Source organism: Pollutibacter soli (assembly GCA_029269725.1).
GTDB classification, from domain to species: Bacteria; Bacteroidota; Bacteroidia; order Chitinophagales; family Chitinophagaceae; genus Pollutibacter; species Pollutibacter soli.
On record JARJHS010000013.1, the window covers coordinates 1 to 19,031 of the forward strand.

Annotated in this window: 18 protein-coding genes; 7 read left to right on the plus strand and 11 right to left on the minus strand. The window is 42.6% G+C overall.

Going from position 1 to position 19,031, the window contains the following annotated elements:
* Nucleotides 1-126: 126 nt before the first annotated feature.
* Genes P2W82_RS22920 through P2W82_RS22935 form a run of 4 tightly spaced genes read right to left on the minus strand, consistent with a single transcriptional unit; the run spans nucleotide 127 to nucleotide 2,701 of the window.
* Nucleotides 127-1,242, minus strand: a complete 1,116-nt coding sequence (locus P2W82_RS22920) for an NADH-quinone oxidoreductase subunit D (protein WP_336518291.1) — start codon at nucleotides 1,240-1,242, stop codon at nucleotides 127-129.
* Between the two features lie 52 nt (nucleotides 1,243-1,294).
* Nucleotides 1,295-1,750, minus strand: coding sequence for an NADH-quinone oxidoreductase subunit C (locus tag P2W82_RS22925; RefSeq protein WP_336518292.1), 456 nt, complete (start codon nucleotides 1,748-1,750; stop codon nucleotides 1,295-1,297).
* Nucleotides 1,751-1,773: 23 nt separating this feature from the next.
* Complete coding sequence (locus P2W82_RS22930; RefSeq protein WP_336518293.1) at nucleotides 1,774-2,322, minus strand: NADH-quinone oxidoreductase subunit B; 549 nt, start codon at nucleotides 2,320-2,322, stop codon at nucleotides 1,774-1,776.
* Nucleotides 2,323-2,350: 28 nt separating this feature from the next.
* A complete protein-coding gene (locus P2W82_RS22935) occupies nucleotides 2,351-2,701 on the minus strand; it encodes an NADH-quinone oxidoreductase subunit A (protein ID WP_336518294.1) in 351 nt (116 codons plus the stop codon).
* A 138-nt stretch (nucleotides 2,702-2,839) separates the two neighbouring features.
* On the opposite strand from P2W82_RS22935, the gene P2W82_RS22940 reads away from it, so the two are divergent.
* On the plus strand, nucleotides 2,840-3,940 hold the full coding sequence (locus P2W82_RS22940) for an aminotransferase class I/II-fold pyridoxal phosphate-dependent enzyme (protein ID WP_336518295.1): 1,101 nt from the start codon (nucleotides 2,840-2,842) through the stop codon (nucleotides 3,938-3,940).
* A 149-nt stretch (nucleotides 3,941-4,089) separates the two neighbouring features.
* On the opposite strand, the gene P2W82_RS22945 is transcribed toward P2W82_RS22940, so the two are convergent.
* The 3 genes from P2W82_RS22945 to P2W82_RS22955 all read right to left on the minus strand — a co-directional run bounded on the left by P2W82_RS22945 (nucleotide 4,090) and on the right by P2W82_RS22955 (nucleotide 7,280).
* Nucleotides 4,090-6,381 carry a family 20 glycosylhydrolase gene (locus P2W82_RS22945; protein WP_336518296.1) on the minus strand — a complete coding sequence of 764 codons (2,292 nt, stop codon included), beginning with the start codon at nucleotides 6,379-6,381 and terminating at the stop codon, nucleotides 4,090-4,092.
* Nucleotides 6,382-6,453: 72 nt separating this feature from the next.
* Entirely contained in the window at nucleotides 6,454-6,897 is a 444-nt protein-coding gene (locus P2W82_RS22950) for a DinB family protein (RefSeq protein ID WP_336518297.1), read from the minus strand.
* 29 nt (nucleotides 6,898-6,926) lie between these two features.
* The gene (locus P2W82_RS22955) at nucleotides 6,927-7,280 is read right to left on the minus strand and encodes a hypothetical protein (RefSeq protein WP_336518298.1); all 354 of its coding nucleotides are present in this window, start codon (nucleotides 7,278-7,280) and stop codon (nucleotides 6,927-6,929) included.
* Between the two features lie 452 nt (nucleotides 7,281-7,732).
* Here P2W82_RS22955 and P2W82_RS22960 point away from each other — a divergent pair, with 452 nt between their 5' ends.
* Entirely contained in the window at nucleotides 7,733-9,061 is a 1,329-nt protein-coding gene (locus P2W82_RS22960; RefSeq protein ID WP_336518299.1) for a Xaa-Pro dipeptidase, read from the plus strand.
* Between the two features lie 253 nt (nucleotides 9,062-9,314).
* Here P2W82_RS22960 and P2W82_RS22965 read toward each other — a convergent pair whose 3' ends face one another.
* The gene (locus P2W82_RS22965; protein ID WP_336518300.1) at nucleotides 9,315-9,749 is read right to left on the minus strand and encodes a VOC family protein; all 435 of its coding nucleotides are present in this window, start codon (nucleotides 9,747-9,749) and stop codon (nucleotides 9,315-9,317) included.
* Between the two features lie 205 nt (nucleotides 9,750-9,954).
* Nucleotides 9,955-10,878, minus strand: a complete 924-nt coding sequence (locus tag P2W82_RS22970) for an alpha/beta hydrolase (RefSeq protein ID WP_336518301.1) — start codon at nucleotides 10,876-10,878, stop codon at nucleotides 9,955-9,957.
* Nucleotides 10,879-10,977: 99 nt separating this feature from the next.
* Between P2W82_RS22970 and P2W82_RS22975 the strand changes: the two genes are divergently transcribed.
* From P2W82_RS22975 to P2W82_RS22985, 3 genes are read left to right on the plus strand one after another with little or no spacing between them, the layout of a single operon-like run.
* A complete protein-coding gene (locus tag P2W82_RS22975) occupies nucleotides 10,978-11,628 on the plus strand; it encodes an SGNH/GDSL hydrolase family protein (protein WP_336518302.1) in 651 nt (216 codons plus the stop codon).
* 3 nt (nucleotides 11,629-11,631) lie between these two features.
* Nucleotides 11,632-12,012, plus strand: a complete 381-nt coding sequence (locus P2W82_RS22980; protein WP_336518303.1) for an SRPBCC domain-containing protein — start codon at nucleotides 11,632-11,634, stop codon at nucleotides 12,010-12,012.
* Nucleotides 12,013-12,017: 5 nt separating this feature from the next.
* Complete coding sequence (locus P2W82_RS22985) at nucleotides 12,018-12,515, plus strand: hypothetical protein (protein WP_336518304.1); 498 nt, start codon at nucleotides 12,018-12,020, stop codon at nucleotides 12,513-12,515.
* A 296-nt stretch (nucleotides 12,516-12,811) separates the two neighbouring features.
* Here P2W82_RS22985 and P2W82_RS22990 read toward each other — a convergent pair whose 3' ends face one another.
* Nucleotides 12,812-13,693, minus strand: coding sequence for an alpha/beta fold hydrolase (locus P2W82_RS22990; RefSeq protein WP_336518305.1), 882 nt, complete (start codon nucleotides 13,691-13,693; stop codon nucleotides 12,812-12,814).
* 378 nt (nucleotides 13,694-14,071) lie between these two features.
* Nucleotides 14,072-15,754 (minus strand): glucosidase family protein, encoded by a 1,683-nt coding sequence (locus P2W82_RS22995; RefSeq protein WP_336518306.1) that lies wholly within the window; start codon nucleotides 15,752-15,754, stop codon nucleotides 14,072-14,074.
* Nucleotides 15,755-16,106: 352 nt separating this feature from the next.
* On the opposite strand from P2W82_RS22995, the gene P2W82_RS23000 reads away from it, so the two are divergent.
* Nucleotides 16,107-17,558: a gluconokinase gene (locus tag P2W82_RS23000; protein ID WP_336518307.1), complete on the plus strand. Its 1,452-nt coding sequence runs from the start codon at nucleotides 16,107-16,109 to the stop codon at nucleotides 17,556-17,558.
* Between the two features lie 575 nt (nucleotides 17,559-18,133).
* Nucleotides 18,134-18,925, plus strand: coding sequence for a hypothetical protein (locus tag P2W82_RS23005; RefSeq protein ID WP_336518308.1), 792 nt, complete (start codon nucleotides 18,134-18,136; stop codon nucleotides 18,923-18,925).
* Nucleotides 18,926-19,031: the final 106 nt, after the last annotated feature.

The following is a 19,031-nucleotide window of genomic DNA, read 5'->3' on the forward strand; positions in this document are numbered from 1 at the left end:
CAAAATTGACGAAACCTTTAAAAAGGTTATCGTAATAATTGAGTCTGCTTCATGCAAGACTCTTGCAGCACCATGCCTTTTTACATTAAAACTTACTTCTTACTACTTACTGGCTGTTCAACGGCCTTACCTATCTATATCCGGTATCACCAAATCCAAACTCCCCATGATTGCCACAAGGTCTCCGATTTTATGTCCCCTTGAAATCTGGTCGAGGGTATTCAGGTTAGAGAATCCGGGTGAACGGAATTTTATACGATAGGGCGTACTGCCTCCATCACTCACTATAAATACTCCGAATTCGCCTCTGGCTGTCTCTATTCTTGAATAAAACTCACCCTTGGGTAACTTCAATACAGCTTTTGTTTTCGCCTGGAACTCACCTTCCGGAATATTATCAACCAGTTGTTCTACTATTGATAAAGATTGTCTCAGTTCGCGCATGCGTACCAGGTAGCGTGCATATGTGTCGCCGGCCGTTTCCAGCGGCTCTTCAAATTCCAGCTGATTATAAACTTCGTAAGGATACAATTTCCTGATATCACATGAAACGCCGCTACCCCTGGCCGTTGGTCCGCTGCATCCGAAGGAAATGGCGTCTTCTTTTGACAATATTCCGACGCCTACTGTTCTTGCCTTGAAAATCGCATTGTCGGTAACCATCTCATCATACTCATCAATTTTTGATCTGAATTCGCTGATGAATTCTTTTACACGATGTTGAAAATGGGGATGCAGATCAAACATAACACCGCCCGGCACCATATAATTCATCGTAAGCCTCGCACCGCAGGTTTCTTCCATGATGCTGTTGATGAGTTCTCTTTCACGAAAAGCATGAAAGAATGGCGTCAATGCACCAACATCCATCGCCAGCGCGCCCCACCACAATACATGTGATGCAATGCGGGTAAGTTCATCCATAAGTACACGTATCACCTGGGCACGTGGAGGAATTTCTATCTGCATGGCTTTCTCTACCACCATCGCACAACCATGATTATTGATATGTGATGAAAGATAATCCATCCTTGAAGTCACATAGATAAACTGCCTGTAGGAAAGGCTCTCACACATTTTCTCGATCGAACGATGTATATACCCAAGATGCGGCTCAACTTTTTTAATGACCTCTCCATTCAATGTGATGATCAGGTGCAACACCCCATGGGTAGCGGGATGCTGCGGACCCACATTGATGATCAGATCGCCTGTATCTGTTGTACCGACTTCTTCAAACATACATTTAACGCAGGACGTTCAACGTTAAACGTTAAACGTCGCAGCTTGCAATTTATAATTTGATCATGTTTACTGGATCTTCATAATCTTTTCTCAACGGAAACCCGACCCAGTCGTCGGGTAATATCAGTTTTCTCAGATCGGGATGATCTGTAAAATGAACACCAAACAATTCAAACACTTCACGCTCGTGAAAATCTGCTGTTTTCCAGATATCAACAACACTATCTATTACGGGAACATTTCTATCCAGTTTTGATTTGATCACCATGGTATGTCTGAATTCAGTTGAACTGAGATGATACACCATTGTAAGATGAGTTTTCCAATCAATACAGGTCAGGCAAAAAAGATAATCAAACCTGAAAAGAGCATTCCGTTTTAATTCGAATGCCAATGCGTGCCAGTCCTTACTGTCAACGAATAGATTCAGCCATTCTCCGCCCTCCTCTTCGGTGAGCGTCGGATAGATCAATAATAATTCTGATTTCAGTTCTTCCCTGGTCATGTTATAAATAAAAAATGCTGCAATCAGGGCAGCACAGTTTTGTTTTTCTCGTCAATGGAAATTTTTTCTCTTACAGCGCCCGATTTTATTTTCTGTTGCAGAGTAATAAGTGCGTGCAATAATGCTTCGGGTCTTGGAGGGCATCCCGCAATGTATACGTCCACCGGAATAATATGATCAGCACCTTTTACAACAGAATAAGTGTTGTAAAAAAACGGACCACCACTGGTAGCACAAGCCCCCATCGCCACAACATATTTTGGATCGGCCATCTGATCGTACAATCTTTTTAACACGGGCGCCATTTTATTTACGATCGTTCCTGCAATGATGATCACATCGGCCTGCCGCGGCGTAGCCCTTGCCACTTCAAATCCAAATCTCGACCAATCGTATTTTGGTGCGGCAGTGGACATCATTTCAATTGCACAACAACTGGTACCAAAAACCAACGGCCAGAGCGAGTTACTCCTCGCCCAGTTGATCACGTCATCCAAAGCCGTCACCAGCACACCGCCGCCTGGAGTCGGATGTACATCACCGGGAAATGGTTTGTTTTCTGTTGCCGTCATGATTACATAACGTTTTGGGATACACTGACTAGGTCCATTTAAGCGCACCTTTTTTGTGCGCATATAACAGACCAATAAATAATATGAAAAAGAAAATAATGATTTCAACCAATGCAATCCAGCCTACCTGTTTCACGGCCACCGCCCATGGATAGAGAAAGATCAACTCAACGTCAAAAATCAGGAAGATCAATGCAAAGAGGTAATATCCTACATTGAAGCGGACCCAGGTTTTTCCCTGCGTGGGAACACCACATTCATAAGGCTCCCCTTTCTGCTTATTCCGCGTCGCTTTTAATACAAACTTCGACGCAAAAATCGCGATCAGTGAAAAAACTACGGCGGCAATTATAAGTACAATCATTGATGCTGGTCCCATACAAAAAATTTAACCGTGCATCCGGATATTTAAAAAAACAGGAAAGTAATATACGATTTTCGTTACAAAATCGAATGAGCAATTGTGGTTTTGAAATCAAATTATTAACATATTGCCTTCGGAAATATATTTTCGCGTATGGGATATGATGATGGATTTCTGGATAAAAAGCTGAATGAACGGATTGAAGGAAATTTTCTTCGCCGCCTGACGCTATCTTCGGGACTTATTGATTTTTGTTCGAATGATTATTTAGGCATTGCAACAAACCACCTGATCAATAATTCTTTTACAGGCAGGGAAGCACATGGTTCGAAGGGAGCGCGGACCCTTGCTGGTAATTACACGCTTATCGAATTTACCGAAGCAGGAATAGCTCAGTTCCATAGGGCAGAAGCGGCATTGATCTTTAATTCTGGTTATAATGCAAATACGGGCCTGCTTTCAGCGGTGGCGCAAAGAGGTGATGTGATTTATTATGATGCGCTTTCACATGCTTCGATTCGTGATGGGGTACGGCTTTCATTTGCAGAATCTTTTTCTTTCAGGCATAACGATGTTAACGACCTGGAAGAAAAACTGAGATCACGTAATGCTTTTTCCGGGCAGATTTTTGTAGTTACCGAATCAGTTTTCTCAATGGATGGGGATATCGCGCCGATTAGCGAATTGATTTCGGTATGCATGAAATACGGGGCTCATTTGATAGTCGATGAAGCGCATGCTATCGGGGTAATCGGAGATAATGGAGAAGGTGTTGTTCAATCCCTGGGCAGGGAAAATGAGGTTTTCGCCCGGGTGTACACCTACGGAAAGGCGCCTGGCTGCCATGGTGCCGCAATAGCGGGTAGCACAAAATTGAAGTCATATCTTATTAATTTTTCGCGATCCTTTGTATACACCACAGCCCTTCCCGAATCTGCTGTAAAGGCTATCAGCGAGGCCTACTCGATTTTTCCCGTCTTGAAAACAGAGCGTAAACATCTGAGCGAAATGATCTGTCTGTTTCAGTCAGCCGATATGGGATTTGAAAAATTAAAAAGTACTACCCCAGTACAGGGCGTTATCGTTCCGGGAAATTCAGAAGTAAAAAAACTGGCAACCAGGTTGCAGGAAAACAGTCTCGATGTACGTCCCATACTTTATCCCAGCGTGCCAAAAGGAAAAGAGAGGTTAAGAATAAGCATACACAGTTTTAACACAAAAGAGCAGGTGAAGGCCCTGATTGGCTGGTTGTGAAAAAAACCGCCAGGTATCGGATACTTGCAAGTATCCGATACCTGGGAGGTTTTGCAAAAATTCGCACCTTAATCGGATTCTCCAAGTGAATAATCTTCCGGTAAAATGTATTTTTCTGCGGTAATCCCGGTTAAAAACACTTTGTTATTTCACTCAAACCACGAATCCGGAACTTTTTTGCGTGTCTTTGCGCCCGGCTCCTGAACCTCCAGGTTAAGCGTATATCCACCGCCACCTTCAATAAATTTCAATTCAAAAAAATGCATGCCTTTTTGCAATGCGATCTGCCCACTTTTCTCTTTCGCCGAATGCAATCCATCATTATCCACTACCACCTGGTTGGCTATTTTTAACACGGCACCGTCATCAGCAGTGAGATAGAAACTATATACGCCATCCTTCGGAACCCTGATCACCCCTGTGTACACCAATCCGAATACATCAGAATCAATACTGTCTGCATTCACTTCCCAGGATTTCTGGATCCATTGTTTTTTTGCATGTTCAATCTTCAACTCCGCAGCTGTCCTGGTACTGCCAGTAAAATAAAAAACATCAAGACCCGTATGACTTCGCTTAACCATAACCGCTGGAGTCAGATCCTGTTGTTTGAATTCAAGTGAATTCACATCACCACGAACCTTCCCATTGAAAGCCGCGATTTTGATATTTGTGTTTCTGGTAATCGTGAATGGCTTGTCCAGCACCGGAGATGAAGCATTAGGCGATTTCCCATCAGTAGTATATCGCAACACCAGGCCAGGCGCGGGAGGCTTCGGAGAAAATGTCGCAGACTTCACGAAAACATTTTCCTGGACAAGACCTTCAATATCCGGTAACCTGTATTTTGTCTTTAGTGCATCAAGTCTTTTGTATTGCATCATTACTCTCCTCTGAAAACCTTCATAGTCGTTATGTCTGTTTGTCCATAACACCTCCGGCAGAGCGAGCATTCTTGGCATCGTCATGTATTCCAGCCTGGCTTCGGTGGGGATCCATTCCGTCCATATATTGGCCTGCGCCCCGATGATATTTGCAGCCTGCTGTTCATTCAAACCAGCAGGTACAGGATTAAACTGGTATACATTCCGCATCGAATTCTGATCAGGTACCGCATCAAAATAAAGGGGATTACCGGGTGTCATGATCACCTTATTTCCATTCTTCGCTGCTTCCACCGGCGCTTTTGGTACCCAGCTGCGCCAGTACATAACATAGGCCGTAGAACTAACTCCTCCTTCAAGTATCTCGTCCCAACCGATCAGTTTTTTTCCATGGGCGTTGAAAAATTTTCCCATGCGCTTTACAAAATAACTTTGCAGCTCTTCAACACTTCCAATATTTTCCTTCTTCATAAAATCTGCGCAGCCTGCATAATCTTTCCAACTCGTTTTATTCACTTCGTCAGCACCGAGGTGTACATATTCATAGGGAAAGATGTCGAAAATTTCCTTGTACACATTTTCTGCAAATTCATAAGTCGTTTCCTTACATGGACAAATCGGAACAGTGAACGGCCCACCTTTCCATCCACCATCCGTACAGGATAAAAACGGATATAGTTGAATGGCTGCATCCATATGCCCGGGCATATCGATTTCGGGAATAATATCAATATGTCTTGCTGCTGCATATTGAACCAAAGAGCGCATTTCTTCCTGTGTATAGAATCCGCCGTAGCGCATTTGGCCATCAATGATTTTAATGAACCTTGGATCGATGTTCATGTCGGGATTATCCTGGTCCTTAGCCATGTTCATGCAGATCGTATCCTGGTTGTTGAATTTTCGCCATGCAGCTTTTTCTGTCAGCAACGGGTATCTCTTTATTTCGATTCGCCAGCCCTGGTCGTCGGTAAGGTGAAGATGAAACTTGTTGAATTTGTAGAGCGCAAGACGATCAACAAATATTCTGAGGTAATCCATAGAGAAAAAATGACGTGACACGTCAAGATGCATTCCGCGATACGCGTATACAGGATAATCTTTTATATATGCACAGGGAATCGATATTGATGCAGTCGATTTCCTTTCCTCCAGGAAAACGGGTGTAAGCTGTCTCAAAGATTGCAGCGCACGAAAAAGACCTGTGGGCGAAGATACCTTTATAATAATCCGACCGGTACTGATATCCAGCGAGTACCCTTCTTCATTTGCAATCGTCGGATCCGATTCGAATGAGATATAATTTGATTCTGGGTGAGCCGCACCAGGCGATTGCATTTTCAAATTAAGCAAAAGAATTTCTTTTAACTGCTGAATTTCATTTGAGAACACTTTTTGATCAGCAACCAACACCGTATTTGATGTAATATTAAAATGGCCCTTTCGCGGTATCAACTCCTGCGGATATGGAATCAACGGATACAGTGAAGAACTCTGGGCAAATGAGGAAGTAAACAGAATCGAACAAACAAATAGTGCAGCACAAACAATTTTCATATTGAAACATTTCAGTCGTGTTGCAAAGCTAATCTTTCAGAAAATGATCAACAGCGTTGAAACAAATAGCAGCTAATATTCGACGATTTGCCGGAGATGATGTTCAAGATGAGTAACATAATCATTGACCAGAAATTCAAGAGTTACGACTGAGCCATCTTTCATCACGCATCTTCTTTGAAGCATTTCCAAAGGAATGGTTCTTAACAACACCGCAAGGTACCTGTTATATGTTTCCCAGAAGGAGATCAACTGATTTGTATCTATCTGCTGATGATAACTGAATTCAACCCACTGATCCTGTTTGTACCAGATAGAAGGCTCGTTTTCAAACTGGACCCTGACAAAACGCTGGTGATTGTTTGTAGCACTATCGATCAGGTGGCCAAGAATTTCTTTCCTGCTCCATTTTTTTGCAGACGGTTTTTCAGAAAATTGAACGCGATCGATTTTCAAAAGCAATGGTGGGATGAATTCACATAAGTAAATGAGTCTATCTATAGTTTCGGCAATCATAGTAGCGAAAATAATTATTCCTGATTAGCTCAGTGTACACGTTTCTGTGCATCATCGACATTTTCATTTGCTGCTGCCACGATCCACTTCGTTGCTTTGTATTTTGGAAGAAGCCCATCCACTTTCATTTTAATCCATTTGGAAATGATCTCAAAAACGACAAAACCAATGATGATCGCAATCATCCATTCAAAGGCATGGAATGTCTGCTTATCGACGACTGTTTTTTTTGCTGTCAGACCCCAAAGATTTTTAATGCTGCGTGTAGTAAAAAAATTGCCTACCAGTTTTGTCGAAGCCATACCGATGATGAATCCGAGAAAATTACCGATAAAATTGCTATACAGGTAAGCGACGAATTTAGATGTGACGTTGGTTTTCATTTGATTCGGATTGGATAGTGTATAACGTTTGGGGCTGGATGAAATTGCAGATGGCAGTAAGTAGTAAGTAGCCCGCCTGCCGGCCGGCAGGTAAGTAGTAAGTAGGGAACAGCCAGCGCAAGCGGTGGGTAACGGTTTTTATTTAAAAACAGCTTTTCTTCAAAACAGCACGCAACAGATAATTTTAATCAACGATCACTTTCCGCAATATTATAAAAACAAAATAATCTTTGTTGCTGCGGTTTCCACTTTAAAGTTTTGATAGCCTTGATCTATTGCCCGTTCCCCTTTCTTTGACAATCGTAGAGACGCGATGCATCGCCTCTCTGCGATTGTCAACGACCAGAACAGGACATGCATGTTATTTAACTTAGTCTAACACACAAGAATTATAAACCGGCTGTTCCTGAACAACGAAAACCGACACTGGCAACCTCTGTGAACTGCAGACTATGAACTATCTTAGAATTCTTCAAAACTCACTTCAACATATGCGCATAAAAATTTTCTTCTTAGCCGTTTTTATTTTTCAATTTTTGAATTCTTTCGCACAACCCAGATACAAAGCAATCAAAGCTGGTAAACTGATCGATGTGGTCAGTGGAACCGTACTCACTAACCAGATTATCCTTATAGAAAGTGATACCATCGTGGACATCGGTCCATCCGTTAAAATTCCGTCTGATGCAGAAATTATTGACCTCAGCAAATCAACCGTGTTGCCTGGTCTGATTGATTGTCATACCCATCTGACCAGCGAACCCAGTGGTGACTATTATGCAGATCTTTTCAGAAAGACGCCGGTTGATTATGCCGTACTCGCACCAACTTTTGCGAAACGCACTTTGGAGGCCGGCTTCACCACATGCAGGGATGTTGGCGCCGCAGCATTCGTCGATGTCGCACTGAGAAATGCGATCAACGAGAAGAAAATTCCGGGCCCAAGAATTCTTGCTGCTACCATTTTTATTGGTTCTACCGGAAGTCATGGTGATATCAGTGGGTTTTCGCCTTATTTGCACTGGCAGATGCCGGAGAACATGAGCGGTGTAGCGAACGGTGTTGAAGGTGTTCGCAAACAGGTTCGGTATAATGTTAAGTATGGCGCTGATCTGATCAAGTTCGGAGCTGGAGCAGGCGTGCTGAGTGAAGAAGAAAGTGTCGGAGCTCCGCAATACACACAGGAAGAAATGAATGCTATTGTTGAAGAAGCTGCGATGTGGGGACGGAAAACATGTGCACATGCTCATGGAACCGAATCGATAAAAATGGCCGTAAAAGCCGGTGTCGCTTCTGTAGAACATGGATCTTTTCTTGATGATGAAGCCATCAGGATGATGCGGGAAAAAGGTACCTACCTGGTCGCTGATATTTACAACGACGACTATATCATGAGTGAATACAAAAGACTTGGCTATCCGGATAAAATTCTTGAAAAAGAAAGACTGGTCGGTAAAACGCAGAGAGAAAGCTTTGCAAAGGCTGTCAAAGCCGGAGTAAAAATCGCGTTCGGTACTGACGCTGGCGTATACCCGCACGGCTGGAACGCAAAACAATTCAAATACATGGTGCAATATGGTCTTACACCAATTCAGGCCATTCAGGCCGCAACTGTACAGGCTGCAGATTTGCTGGGCTGGACTGCAAAAGTAGGATCCATCAGCAAAGGAAAATATGCAGATATTATAGCCGTTCCATCAAACCCGCTGGACAATATACAGGTACTCGAGACTGTGAGTTTTGTGATGAAAGGAGGAGAAATAATATTAAGTAAGAAGTGAGAGGTAAGAGGTAAGAAGTGCTGGAGGTTTAGGATGTTTGACGAATGGCAGTCAACATTTTAAAAAAATAGGCTGTAAAAATCTTTCTTAAAATATATTTTTCTAACAGTTATTTTTTGCGAAACGAGCGCCAAATGTCTTTTGTAGGGAAAACGCATGCGTTTTCCCTACAAAAGACAAAAATGAATTTCATAATTTTGAAAGCATCAAGCGTTCGCAACTGCCGGCTGTTTCACCTCCCACCTCTTCCCTCTTACTTCTTACTTTCTTGGTAGCTCATCATCCAGTTAATCCCGAACTTATCTGTAAGCATTCCAAAATAATCACCCCAGAAAGTATTGTTTAATGGCATGGTTACTCTGCCACCAGCGGCAAGGCCGTTAAAGATTCTGTCGGCTTCTTCTTTTGAATCGGTACCAACGGAGATAGAGAAATTATTTCCCTGCGAAAAGTTTTTTGCCCATTCCCCACCGGTATCGCTACCCATCAACATGGTTTCTTTGCTTATCGGAAGGGAAACATGCATTATTTTTTCTCCGTCTGCCGTGGAAATCTCTTTTCCGCCTTCAGAGGGCATGTCCTTGTAGCGACCGATATAGGGAAATTCGCCGCCAAAAACGGATTTGTAAAAATTAAAAGCTTCTTCGCAATTACCATTAAACGTCAGATAAACATTTACGACTGTCATAATCCGGGATTTTCAGTTTAAAATAATTTCAGGAACTCCTTAAAGAATCAATGGGTGGCGCCTAAGGTAGTGGATTGATCAAACCAAAAAAATTCAGTTTTATAAGCGGAAGACGGATTGCCGGATGAAAAACTTCCATAATGTTTTTCTTACTGAAACGTATAGGCTGTATCGTTTTATCTTACGATCAAAGACGATAAAAAAATTACTGTACTATTTTCTCGTTCCACAAAAAAGAAGCAGCAAAATCACCTGCTTCATGCCAGCGACGTTTTGCTTTCGCTCCAAAAAGAAATGGATGAAACGGATTCTGAAGTTCATGTTTTAACGATGGATATGATTTAAGTGCATTTGGAATGCCCAGTTTGTCTGCTTCGCGATGAATAACCGCCGCACCATTGATCGGTCCCTGGAAATTGAACGGAACAATTTTATCTTTTTCGCCCTGTACACTAACTATCGGAATTTTTGCATTCTTCAGCCAGGTGGAATCAAATATGGCTCCCCAGAAATTAATCAACGCGCTGACATGATATGCATTGTACGGTTTTTTAGCTGATGCAGAATCACTGCGGCCGCCCATGGCTGCCAACCTGTTTTCGTCGGAGTATACAAACTGCATAGCAGCCATGCTTCCGGCTGAGTTTCCACCGAGCATAATTTTTGACGTATCAATGCCAAGTTCCGCAGCATTTATCTTGCAGTAACTGATCACCTGGTTTATATCTTCCATCGTTACAAAACATCCTTCAGCGAGGGTCCGAAAATCATTTTTTGGCAAACCCTTTCCTTTGCGATAGTTCATGGCAATCGACACATATCCGCGTTTGGCAAAATCATTACACCACAAAGGAATTCCGCGACTGGTTTTCTTACCAAGTTTGAAACCACCACCATGCAGCCAGATAATTACCGGGCGCTTTTTTTCATAATCATCTTCGGGCTGATAAATATCCATGAGGTAATCCCGATCCTTACCCTGTGGCATGTCCTTTGTTCCGTAGGATACATTTTTTTTCAGATCTACTTTAGCGAAAACCTTGTCCCTGTACCTGGCACCACCGGATTGAGCAAACATGCACAAGGGAAGTAAGAAATGGATCAGTAAAAAACAGGATCGTCTATTCATATTATCGGTTGAAATTAAAAGGTACGCAAATGTCGATGCTTCGGATGCGTATACAACTGATTCGATGATTTGGTTTAATTTGCTGTCAATTCAACACATATGAAAATAAGGCTTGTTCTCCTTTTTTTACTGCTACATGGTTTATATGCCGGTCAGGCACAGGAATCGAATAGATTTCAGAAGGAAGTCGCTGCTATAACTGCAGCAGATAGCAGCTATAAAAACCGCGAAGTAATTATTTTCACCGGAAGTTCGACCATCAGGATGTGGAAAACCCTCCATGAAGATTTTCGCGAATATCCGGTAATCAATCACGGCTTTGGTGGTTCTCAGATGACAGACCTGCTTTTTTTCGATGATGAGCTGATCCTTCAATATAAACCAAAGAAAATATTCATATACGAAGGAGATAATGACATCGCTTCTTCCAAAACAACAGCCCGGATACTCAGTTCTGCAGACAGTCTCGTAAAATCAATTCGTCAGAAATTTCCAAAAACTCCGCTGTATTTTATTTCAGCAAAGCCCAGTATCAGCCGCTGGAATCTGAAAGAAAAATATGTTGAATACAATTCTGCTTTGAAAGCTTTTGCAGCAAATCGGAAAAATGTTTTTTATGTTGATCTGTGGACACCGATGATCGATAAAAACGGGGTTGTGTTCCAGGATATTTTTATTGAAGATGGATTGCATATGAACCCAAAAGGCTATGCGATCTGGAAAAAAACAATTGCACCATATTTAAAATAGATCATGCCTAAAGAATATAAAAAATATTTCATCATACCGGGTACACCTGAAGAAGTGTACAATGCACTCACTAATCCATTGGCAATTCAACTCTGGACAGGCGAGCCGGCGGTGATGTCGACTGAACCGGGTTCAGAATTTTCGCTCTGGAGTGGAAGCATTGAAGGAAAGAACATTTCTTTTGAAGAAGGGAAAAAGATTGTGCAGCAATGGTATTTTGGCGACCAGGAAGAGGAATCCATTGTGACTATCAAATTGCATCCGCATGCGCAGGGAACTTCAGTGGAATTAAGGCAAACCAATATTCCTGATGAAGAATTTGACGATCTGGTAGAAGGATGGAATCAATCCTATTTTATGTCACTGGAAGAATTTTTTGAATAACGATTATGGATACATCCGTGCGCATTGCCACAGTGCATGAGATAAAGGAAGAATTGCAAACTATTCCTGCGCCAAAGCTGATCGAACTTTGTCTCCGTCTGTCAAGATTTAAAAAAGAAAATAAAGAGCTGCTCACTTTTCTACTCTTTGAAGCGCATGATCTTGAAGGCTATACGAAAGCTGTGCAGAAATCAATGGCTGATGGATTTGACGACATGAATAGCTCCAATCTTTATTTTGCCAAAAAAACCATCAGGAAAGTGTTGCGGATTGCCAACCGGCATATTCGTTTCACTGGTTCCAAACAGGTGGAAGTTGAGTTGCTTTTATATTTCTGTGAATTACTTTTTGATTCAGGCCTTCCGCTGAAAAAAAATAATGCGCTCTTTAATCTCTATAGCAATCAGCTCAAAAAAGCAGAAAAAACATCCAAAGCGCTTCACGAAGACCTGCAATATGAATATGCCAGGCAGATTGAAAAACTGAAAGCCGTTCAACGCTGACTAATCCCGGCCTCTCTCCCGCTTCGCCAAAGAGGGGAAGAAATGACGGGATACAATAATCCCAAAAGATTCTTCCTGTATTCCGTATTCTGCCTCCTCAATTTACGGCTAGCGATAACATATCCCCGTCACGATGTTTCTTTTGATGGTGTTTCGCCCTGCCTTTAAACGCTCCATAAACTTCATACACGTTGGTGAACACCCACAAATCTTCGTATCAACAAGGTTGTTGGTGTTCCCCGGGCATCTCTTCATCTGAAACCTCTGATCATAACGGGAACACCAACAACTATTTATTACAGTTCCAAAAGAAAACGGAGTATATCTTTTGCCGTCTGCTTGGGATCTTCCCAGTGTGGTGTGTGACCAACACCTTTGTAGATTATCAACTCGGCATTACTCAGCGAAGATCTCATCAGTTCCGCTTCCTCCTTTGTACTAACCTGGTCCTGCTCGCCGCGGATGATCAGCACCGGCTGATGAATAAATTCAATCAGGTTGGTAAAATCAGTCGCAGCAATCGATTTCATAGTTTGCTGCCATACATGCAATGGTACCTTCATACTTTCATCAACAAACTTTTCGAAATAAACTGAATCCACTTTTCTATAGATGCTACTCCTTTGAAATTCTTCTGCAAACTCACGTGTCACCGTTTTCATTCCAGCGATATAATCAGGCAGCTCCTCAGAAGCAGGACTTCGAGAAAAACTAACGAAGCCGTTCATCAGGACCAGCGCCCTTATTTTCTCAGGATGATCCAATGCAAACCTCTGAGCAATGATTGTCCCCATCGAATGGCCTACGATAACTGCTGAAGGAATGTTCAATTGCGTCATAAATGAAAAAAGGTCTTCTGAAAAATTTTCCATAGCATACCCTTTATCCGGCTTAAAGGAATCACCAAAACCACGCATGCTTATCGCATAGGCGTGCACGGTAGGTGGCAGTTCTCGCATCAACATTTCAAAGGATACTTTCGAATCTGTATATCCATGGATAAATATCACGGGAATTCCCAGGCTGCTCCCCTGCTCGTAATAATTCAACCGGACATTTCCGGCATTGATCCATTTGTTTGATTTCTTCACATCCGGCAGAGCAGAGTAACGGGATTGCGCATATATCCAACCTGTTTGCATCAACAACACCAGCGAGATAAAAATTTTCGATTTCATAGATTTATTTTTTCTTGTGACAGAGCAAAGTTGGAGAGATGACTGCTGGAAAAATCTAACCAAAGAGCAGGTTGCAGTCACCGAAAATGGGGAAATAAACGCTCAGGATGAAGAAGCCGGAAACCAGTCGGTAGCAGGTAGCAAGACCATGCTTTGATCAATTAATACATTGTGAGCATCCTCCGTGATGTTTACCAGCCCTGAAAGGGCGACATCCATCAGGGCGACATCCATCAGGGCGACATCCATCAGCCCAAAGAAATCAGACGTGCAGATAATTTTGATTCAACGATAAATTTTATCATTAATCGTAGGGACGCCATGCATGGGGCGTCTTTTAATTCAACAATAACGATTGCAAAGCATTCATCTGAAATATTATTTGTAACTCAAACCAATTTCCGCACCCCCTGCATTGATCATTTTGTATCGTGCATAAACACTTTCCCGCACTTTTCTTTTCTGGAATTTTACACGCTTACCATTAACTTCCAACTTCACGGGCTCTGCGCCATATGGTATCAAAAGATCCAGCAGACACTCTGCAACATTCCCACGAATATTCAACGTGATATGTTTCTGTGCTTCTTCATGGCGGAATGAATACTGAAACGATCCACCGCCAGCCGGATATTTTAAATTTACGTTCACACTGTCAACACCGGCAGCAATCCATCGCGGACTCAATTCTATCTTATTAAACAACCTTCCCTTGTCAACAACGCCAGCCAGACCTTCAATTAAAGCACTGTATACTGCCGCCTGTCCCCAGTTGTCAGGGATCCCTTCATCAACTTTTCCTTCAGGCGTAAAAGACACCGGCAGATCTCCATTGTACTTCTGCATCAGCGAATCAATCCGATGCAAAATATCAACTCCATATTGTTCATAGCCATGTTGCAAAGCCGCTTTTGCAAGCTCACCGGCAACAATGGTGTTTACACCTCCGTTCATATATGAACCAGGCAGGTAATCAGCAAAATGCGGAACCACAGCGGGATAAATTCCGTACCATTCCGCGAATGAACTATCGGCGGTAGATGTTTTCAAATATTGATACGCGCCGACAATCGATTGCGCCATGGCATCTGTCGGTAAGCCACGATTCACATCGTAAGGATTGGAGAGACTGATGACATGAGCCTGGTCCATCAGGAGGTAAGCAGGTTGTGGATCATCCGGAAGAAAATGTTTGTAGTATGCTCCATTCCATAACTTATCATTGGCACGTTTGCGTATATCCGTTGCGGTTTGATTCCACTGAACGGCCTTTGCTTTATTGCCAACCAATTCATTTAAATAACTCAACTGCCTGGTCGCTGCATATAATCCGCTGTTATCACCGTGCATAATTCCCATCGGTGTCGATGCATCGATATTGAAAATCCCTTTTTGTACATCTCCGCCCTCCTCAACATATTCCTTTCTTGGAAGTGGCAGCTGCATAAAATCCCAGGTATCTAATGTGTACCCTCTTTTTACAAGGCCATATTTTACTGACCAGCGTAAACTGTCCGTCATCATGTAATTGATTCCACGCTCCAATGACGGTAACCACTTTCTCACAAATGCTGTATCCCCGGTCGACTGGTAAACTGCGAAAACACCTTCAACGATCAGGTACTCAAGATCCGCCTCCACAGGAAGCCTGTGCATCTCAATACTATCTTCAGGATATTCCTTCCAATACTTCTGGTCGAAAAGATTTTTTCGTTTTGATATGCCACGAATATTCAGCGGATAATAATAGTCGTAATAAATTCCCTCTGGTGTTTGCCGCTCCATATAAAATTCAAGGAAACTGGTCATATCGGGATGGATGTATTTCATCGCTTTCATCACATGTACATGGTCCCTGATCCATTGAACAAATTCTGTCCTTTCCCGTCCTCCAAACTTTACGATTTTAATTCCTTTTTCTGAAGTCATTCGCTGCTCCAGTGCATTGAGCATCCATGAATATCTTCCTGCGCCGGCACTGAATGATGTTTTTTCCTGCGCCTTCACCTGCAGAATACATGTCAGGAATAAGACAAGAACTGAAGCAAGCCTGTTGATCATATGAGCAGTTTATATACTATAATAAGCATTTTTTTAAATTTCACTATCAGGTTGTGTAGAGAGGATATGGAATACAGGATACAGGAAATCGAAAACTGAAAGTGAAAAAAGTCAAATCTGTAAGTCCGGTCGGGGTTGATCGTAGAGAAGCGATGCATCGCGTCTCTACGATCAACAAAAAACGATGAACGAGAAACGACGAACCGGCTGTGAAAATGGAAACCGAAAACGGAAATCTGAAAAATGGCTGTTCTAACTATGAACTATGAACAATGAACTAACAACTATGAACCAGCAGTCTTTGACAACCACCAACTCCTGTGAACTGTAAACTCTTTCCTACATTTGATCCATGTCATACCACATCGGCGTAGATATCGGAACAACAGCAGTAAAAGTTGTCGGCTTTGATTTCGAAGGAAACGTTCTGGCCATTCACTCCGGCAGTTACGAAATGCAGCATCCCGAACCCGGATGGAGCGAGCAGAATCCGGAGGAAATATTTTTTGCGGTTGTCAGCAATATAAATGCAGTTTATCAACAATTATCACCCGCAGAACCTGTAGCTATTAGTTTCAGTGCAGCGATGCATAGCCTGATTGCTGTTGATGAAAAAGGCACGCCGCTGACGCAATGTATGATCTGGGCCGATAACCGCGCTGATGCAGTTGCCGAGCGCTTTAAACAATCCGGCATAGGAAAGGATTTCTATAAACGTTCAGGCGTTCCGATTCACCCGATGACGCCCCTCTGTAAAATTGTCTGGCTGAAAGAAAAGCAACCGGATGTGTTCGAGGCAACTTTCAAATTCATTGGTATTAAAGAGTATGTTTTATACAGACTCACCGGGAAATTCGTTTGTGATACTGCGATCGCTTCGGCAACAGGCTATCTTAACCTGGCAGAACTTCAATGGGATAAACATATACTGGACCATATCGGGCTGAGCGAAGAAAAACTTCCGCAACTGCTCGATGTAAAAGCGGTTGTGCATCTCAGTAAAACGGACGCCGGAAGCCTTCTGCAGATTCCTGAAAATACGGCGCTGGTTATGGGCGCCAGTGATGGCGCAGCAGCTAACCTGAGTATCGGTGTATTTGATGAGGATGTACTCGTGGTAACGATTGGTACAAGCTCGGCGGTAAGGTTGTTGAGCAATGAGTCGATTATAGACGACCAGATGCGCACATTCAGTTATCACGCAAGAGATGAATACTACATCAATGGCGGTGCATCCAACAATGGCGCAGTGGTATTGAACTGGTTGAAAAATGACCTTATTCAGTCTGGTTCCGAGATGGCACGTTTTCTCGATCAGGCCAGCGAGGTTCCGCCAGGATCAGACGGGTTGATTTTTCTTCCCTTTATTCTTGGTGAACGCGCACCGGTCTGGAATGCGCACGCGCATGCATCTTTTATAGGCCTTACTGTAACACATACCCGGGCCCATCTTATTCGGGCAGCACTGGAAGCAGTGATCTTTGCCACCTACAGTATCGGCAAAATTCTCCTGGAAAGAAAAAAGGTTCGTACCATTTACGCAACCGGAGGTTTTGCACGCAATCGTGATTGGGTACAAATGCTTTCAGATGTTTTTAACTTGCCGGTTATACTGAGCAGCTCCGAAGAAAGTTCCGCATGGGGGGCCGTACTCACCGGTATGCTCGCAACAGGAACGCCAATGCCATCTTCAGAAAAATTTTTCGAGATGTTAACCCCGGATGCAGAGCGACATAAAATTTATTCAGCTTCTTTTGACAAGTACGAGGCGTTGACGGATGCGATGAGGAAGTTTTTTGTTTAGTTGTTCGTTGATCGTTGATCGTTGTTCGTTGTTCGTTGATCGTTGTTAGTTGTTAGTTGTTAGTTGTTAGTTGAACAGCCGTGTCTATACTTGATTGTTTTCTTTGCAATAGCAGTATTGTATACCTCAAACGATAGCAATATATTTCAGGTTTTAATTGTAGAGACGCAATGCCTTGCGTCTCTACAATTAAAACGGTATAATGCTTCGTCTATAACAAGCGCCTGGTTTGTAAATACACCTTAAGTATTTACTCCTGCATTGCATTGAACAAATACGATGCGGACCTCCGATTACAAAATTCAGGTTGAACTATCTTATTAACATCGTATTATTTTACTCTTCAGTAGATTTTACTATTTCTCACCATTCCTTGTTCAGTTTTGACCTCTGGCTTTTCGTTTTTGGCTTTTGATTCCCTGAATCCCCGGAATCAGTGAGGTACCACACACTATCGGCGATGGAAAACACTTTCGCGGAAGAGCATCTTTGTGTTGTTAGACGATCAGCATAGATACTGAGATATGAGTCGCTTTATAATTGCTGAAAAAATTATCACCAATAAAAATTGTTTCATGAAAAAGTTATTATTCTATTCAAGCCTGTTTTTACTAACCCTGATATTTGGTTGCTCAAAAAATGATGACGATTACAACCCGCCTGTAAATGAAGAGCCGCTGATTGAATCCGAAGTTCTGAAGGCTGCCGGTAATGAATCCGCACTCGCCGCGAAAATTGATCAGTTTCGTTTGTTACTTGGAGACCCCGTCAATTCTGCACCCGGCGTTACGGAAGGACGCAGAGAAATCAACTGGGATGGCGTTCCTGCAAGCCTCACGAATAACAACAATTTCCCGGTTGATTTTTTTAATCTGACTGATCCTGCTGGCGCAAACGGCAGAAAGAGAGGTTTGGTTTATCTCAATACCGGATCACCACTTCGTTTGGATAGCAGCTCATTCGCAGAAATAGATCCCAGTTATGCAGACGAATTCATACCCTTCAGTAAAAAGAAAGCAATTATATCTGCAACATCGAATATTACTGAACTGCAGTTTAAACTCGCAGGCACAAACACCGCAGCATTCATAAAAGGATTTGGAATAGTGTTTCTCGATGTTGATGATGCCAACTCAACTTATGTGCAATTTTTCAACGGTACAAAAAGCCTCGGTCAGTTTAAAGCATCAACGGGCGCTTTCTCTTTTCTTGGAGTGAAATTTGACGAGGAAAAAATAACACATATCAAAATAGTGGCAGGCAATGGTGTTCTGGCAGCAGGTGTGAAAGATATCAGTGATGGAGGTAATAAAGATCTTGTAGCGTTTGATGATCTGTTTTACGATGAGCCGAAACAGAGTAATTAATAACAATGAAAGCCTTGCTAAACCCCTCAATGTCAGGCTGCGCAAATCCGCGCCCTCTGCGGGAGATAAAATTTTCAGTTTGGTTTTTTAATCGTTGAATTCAGCC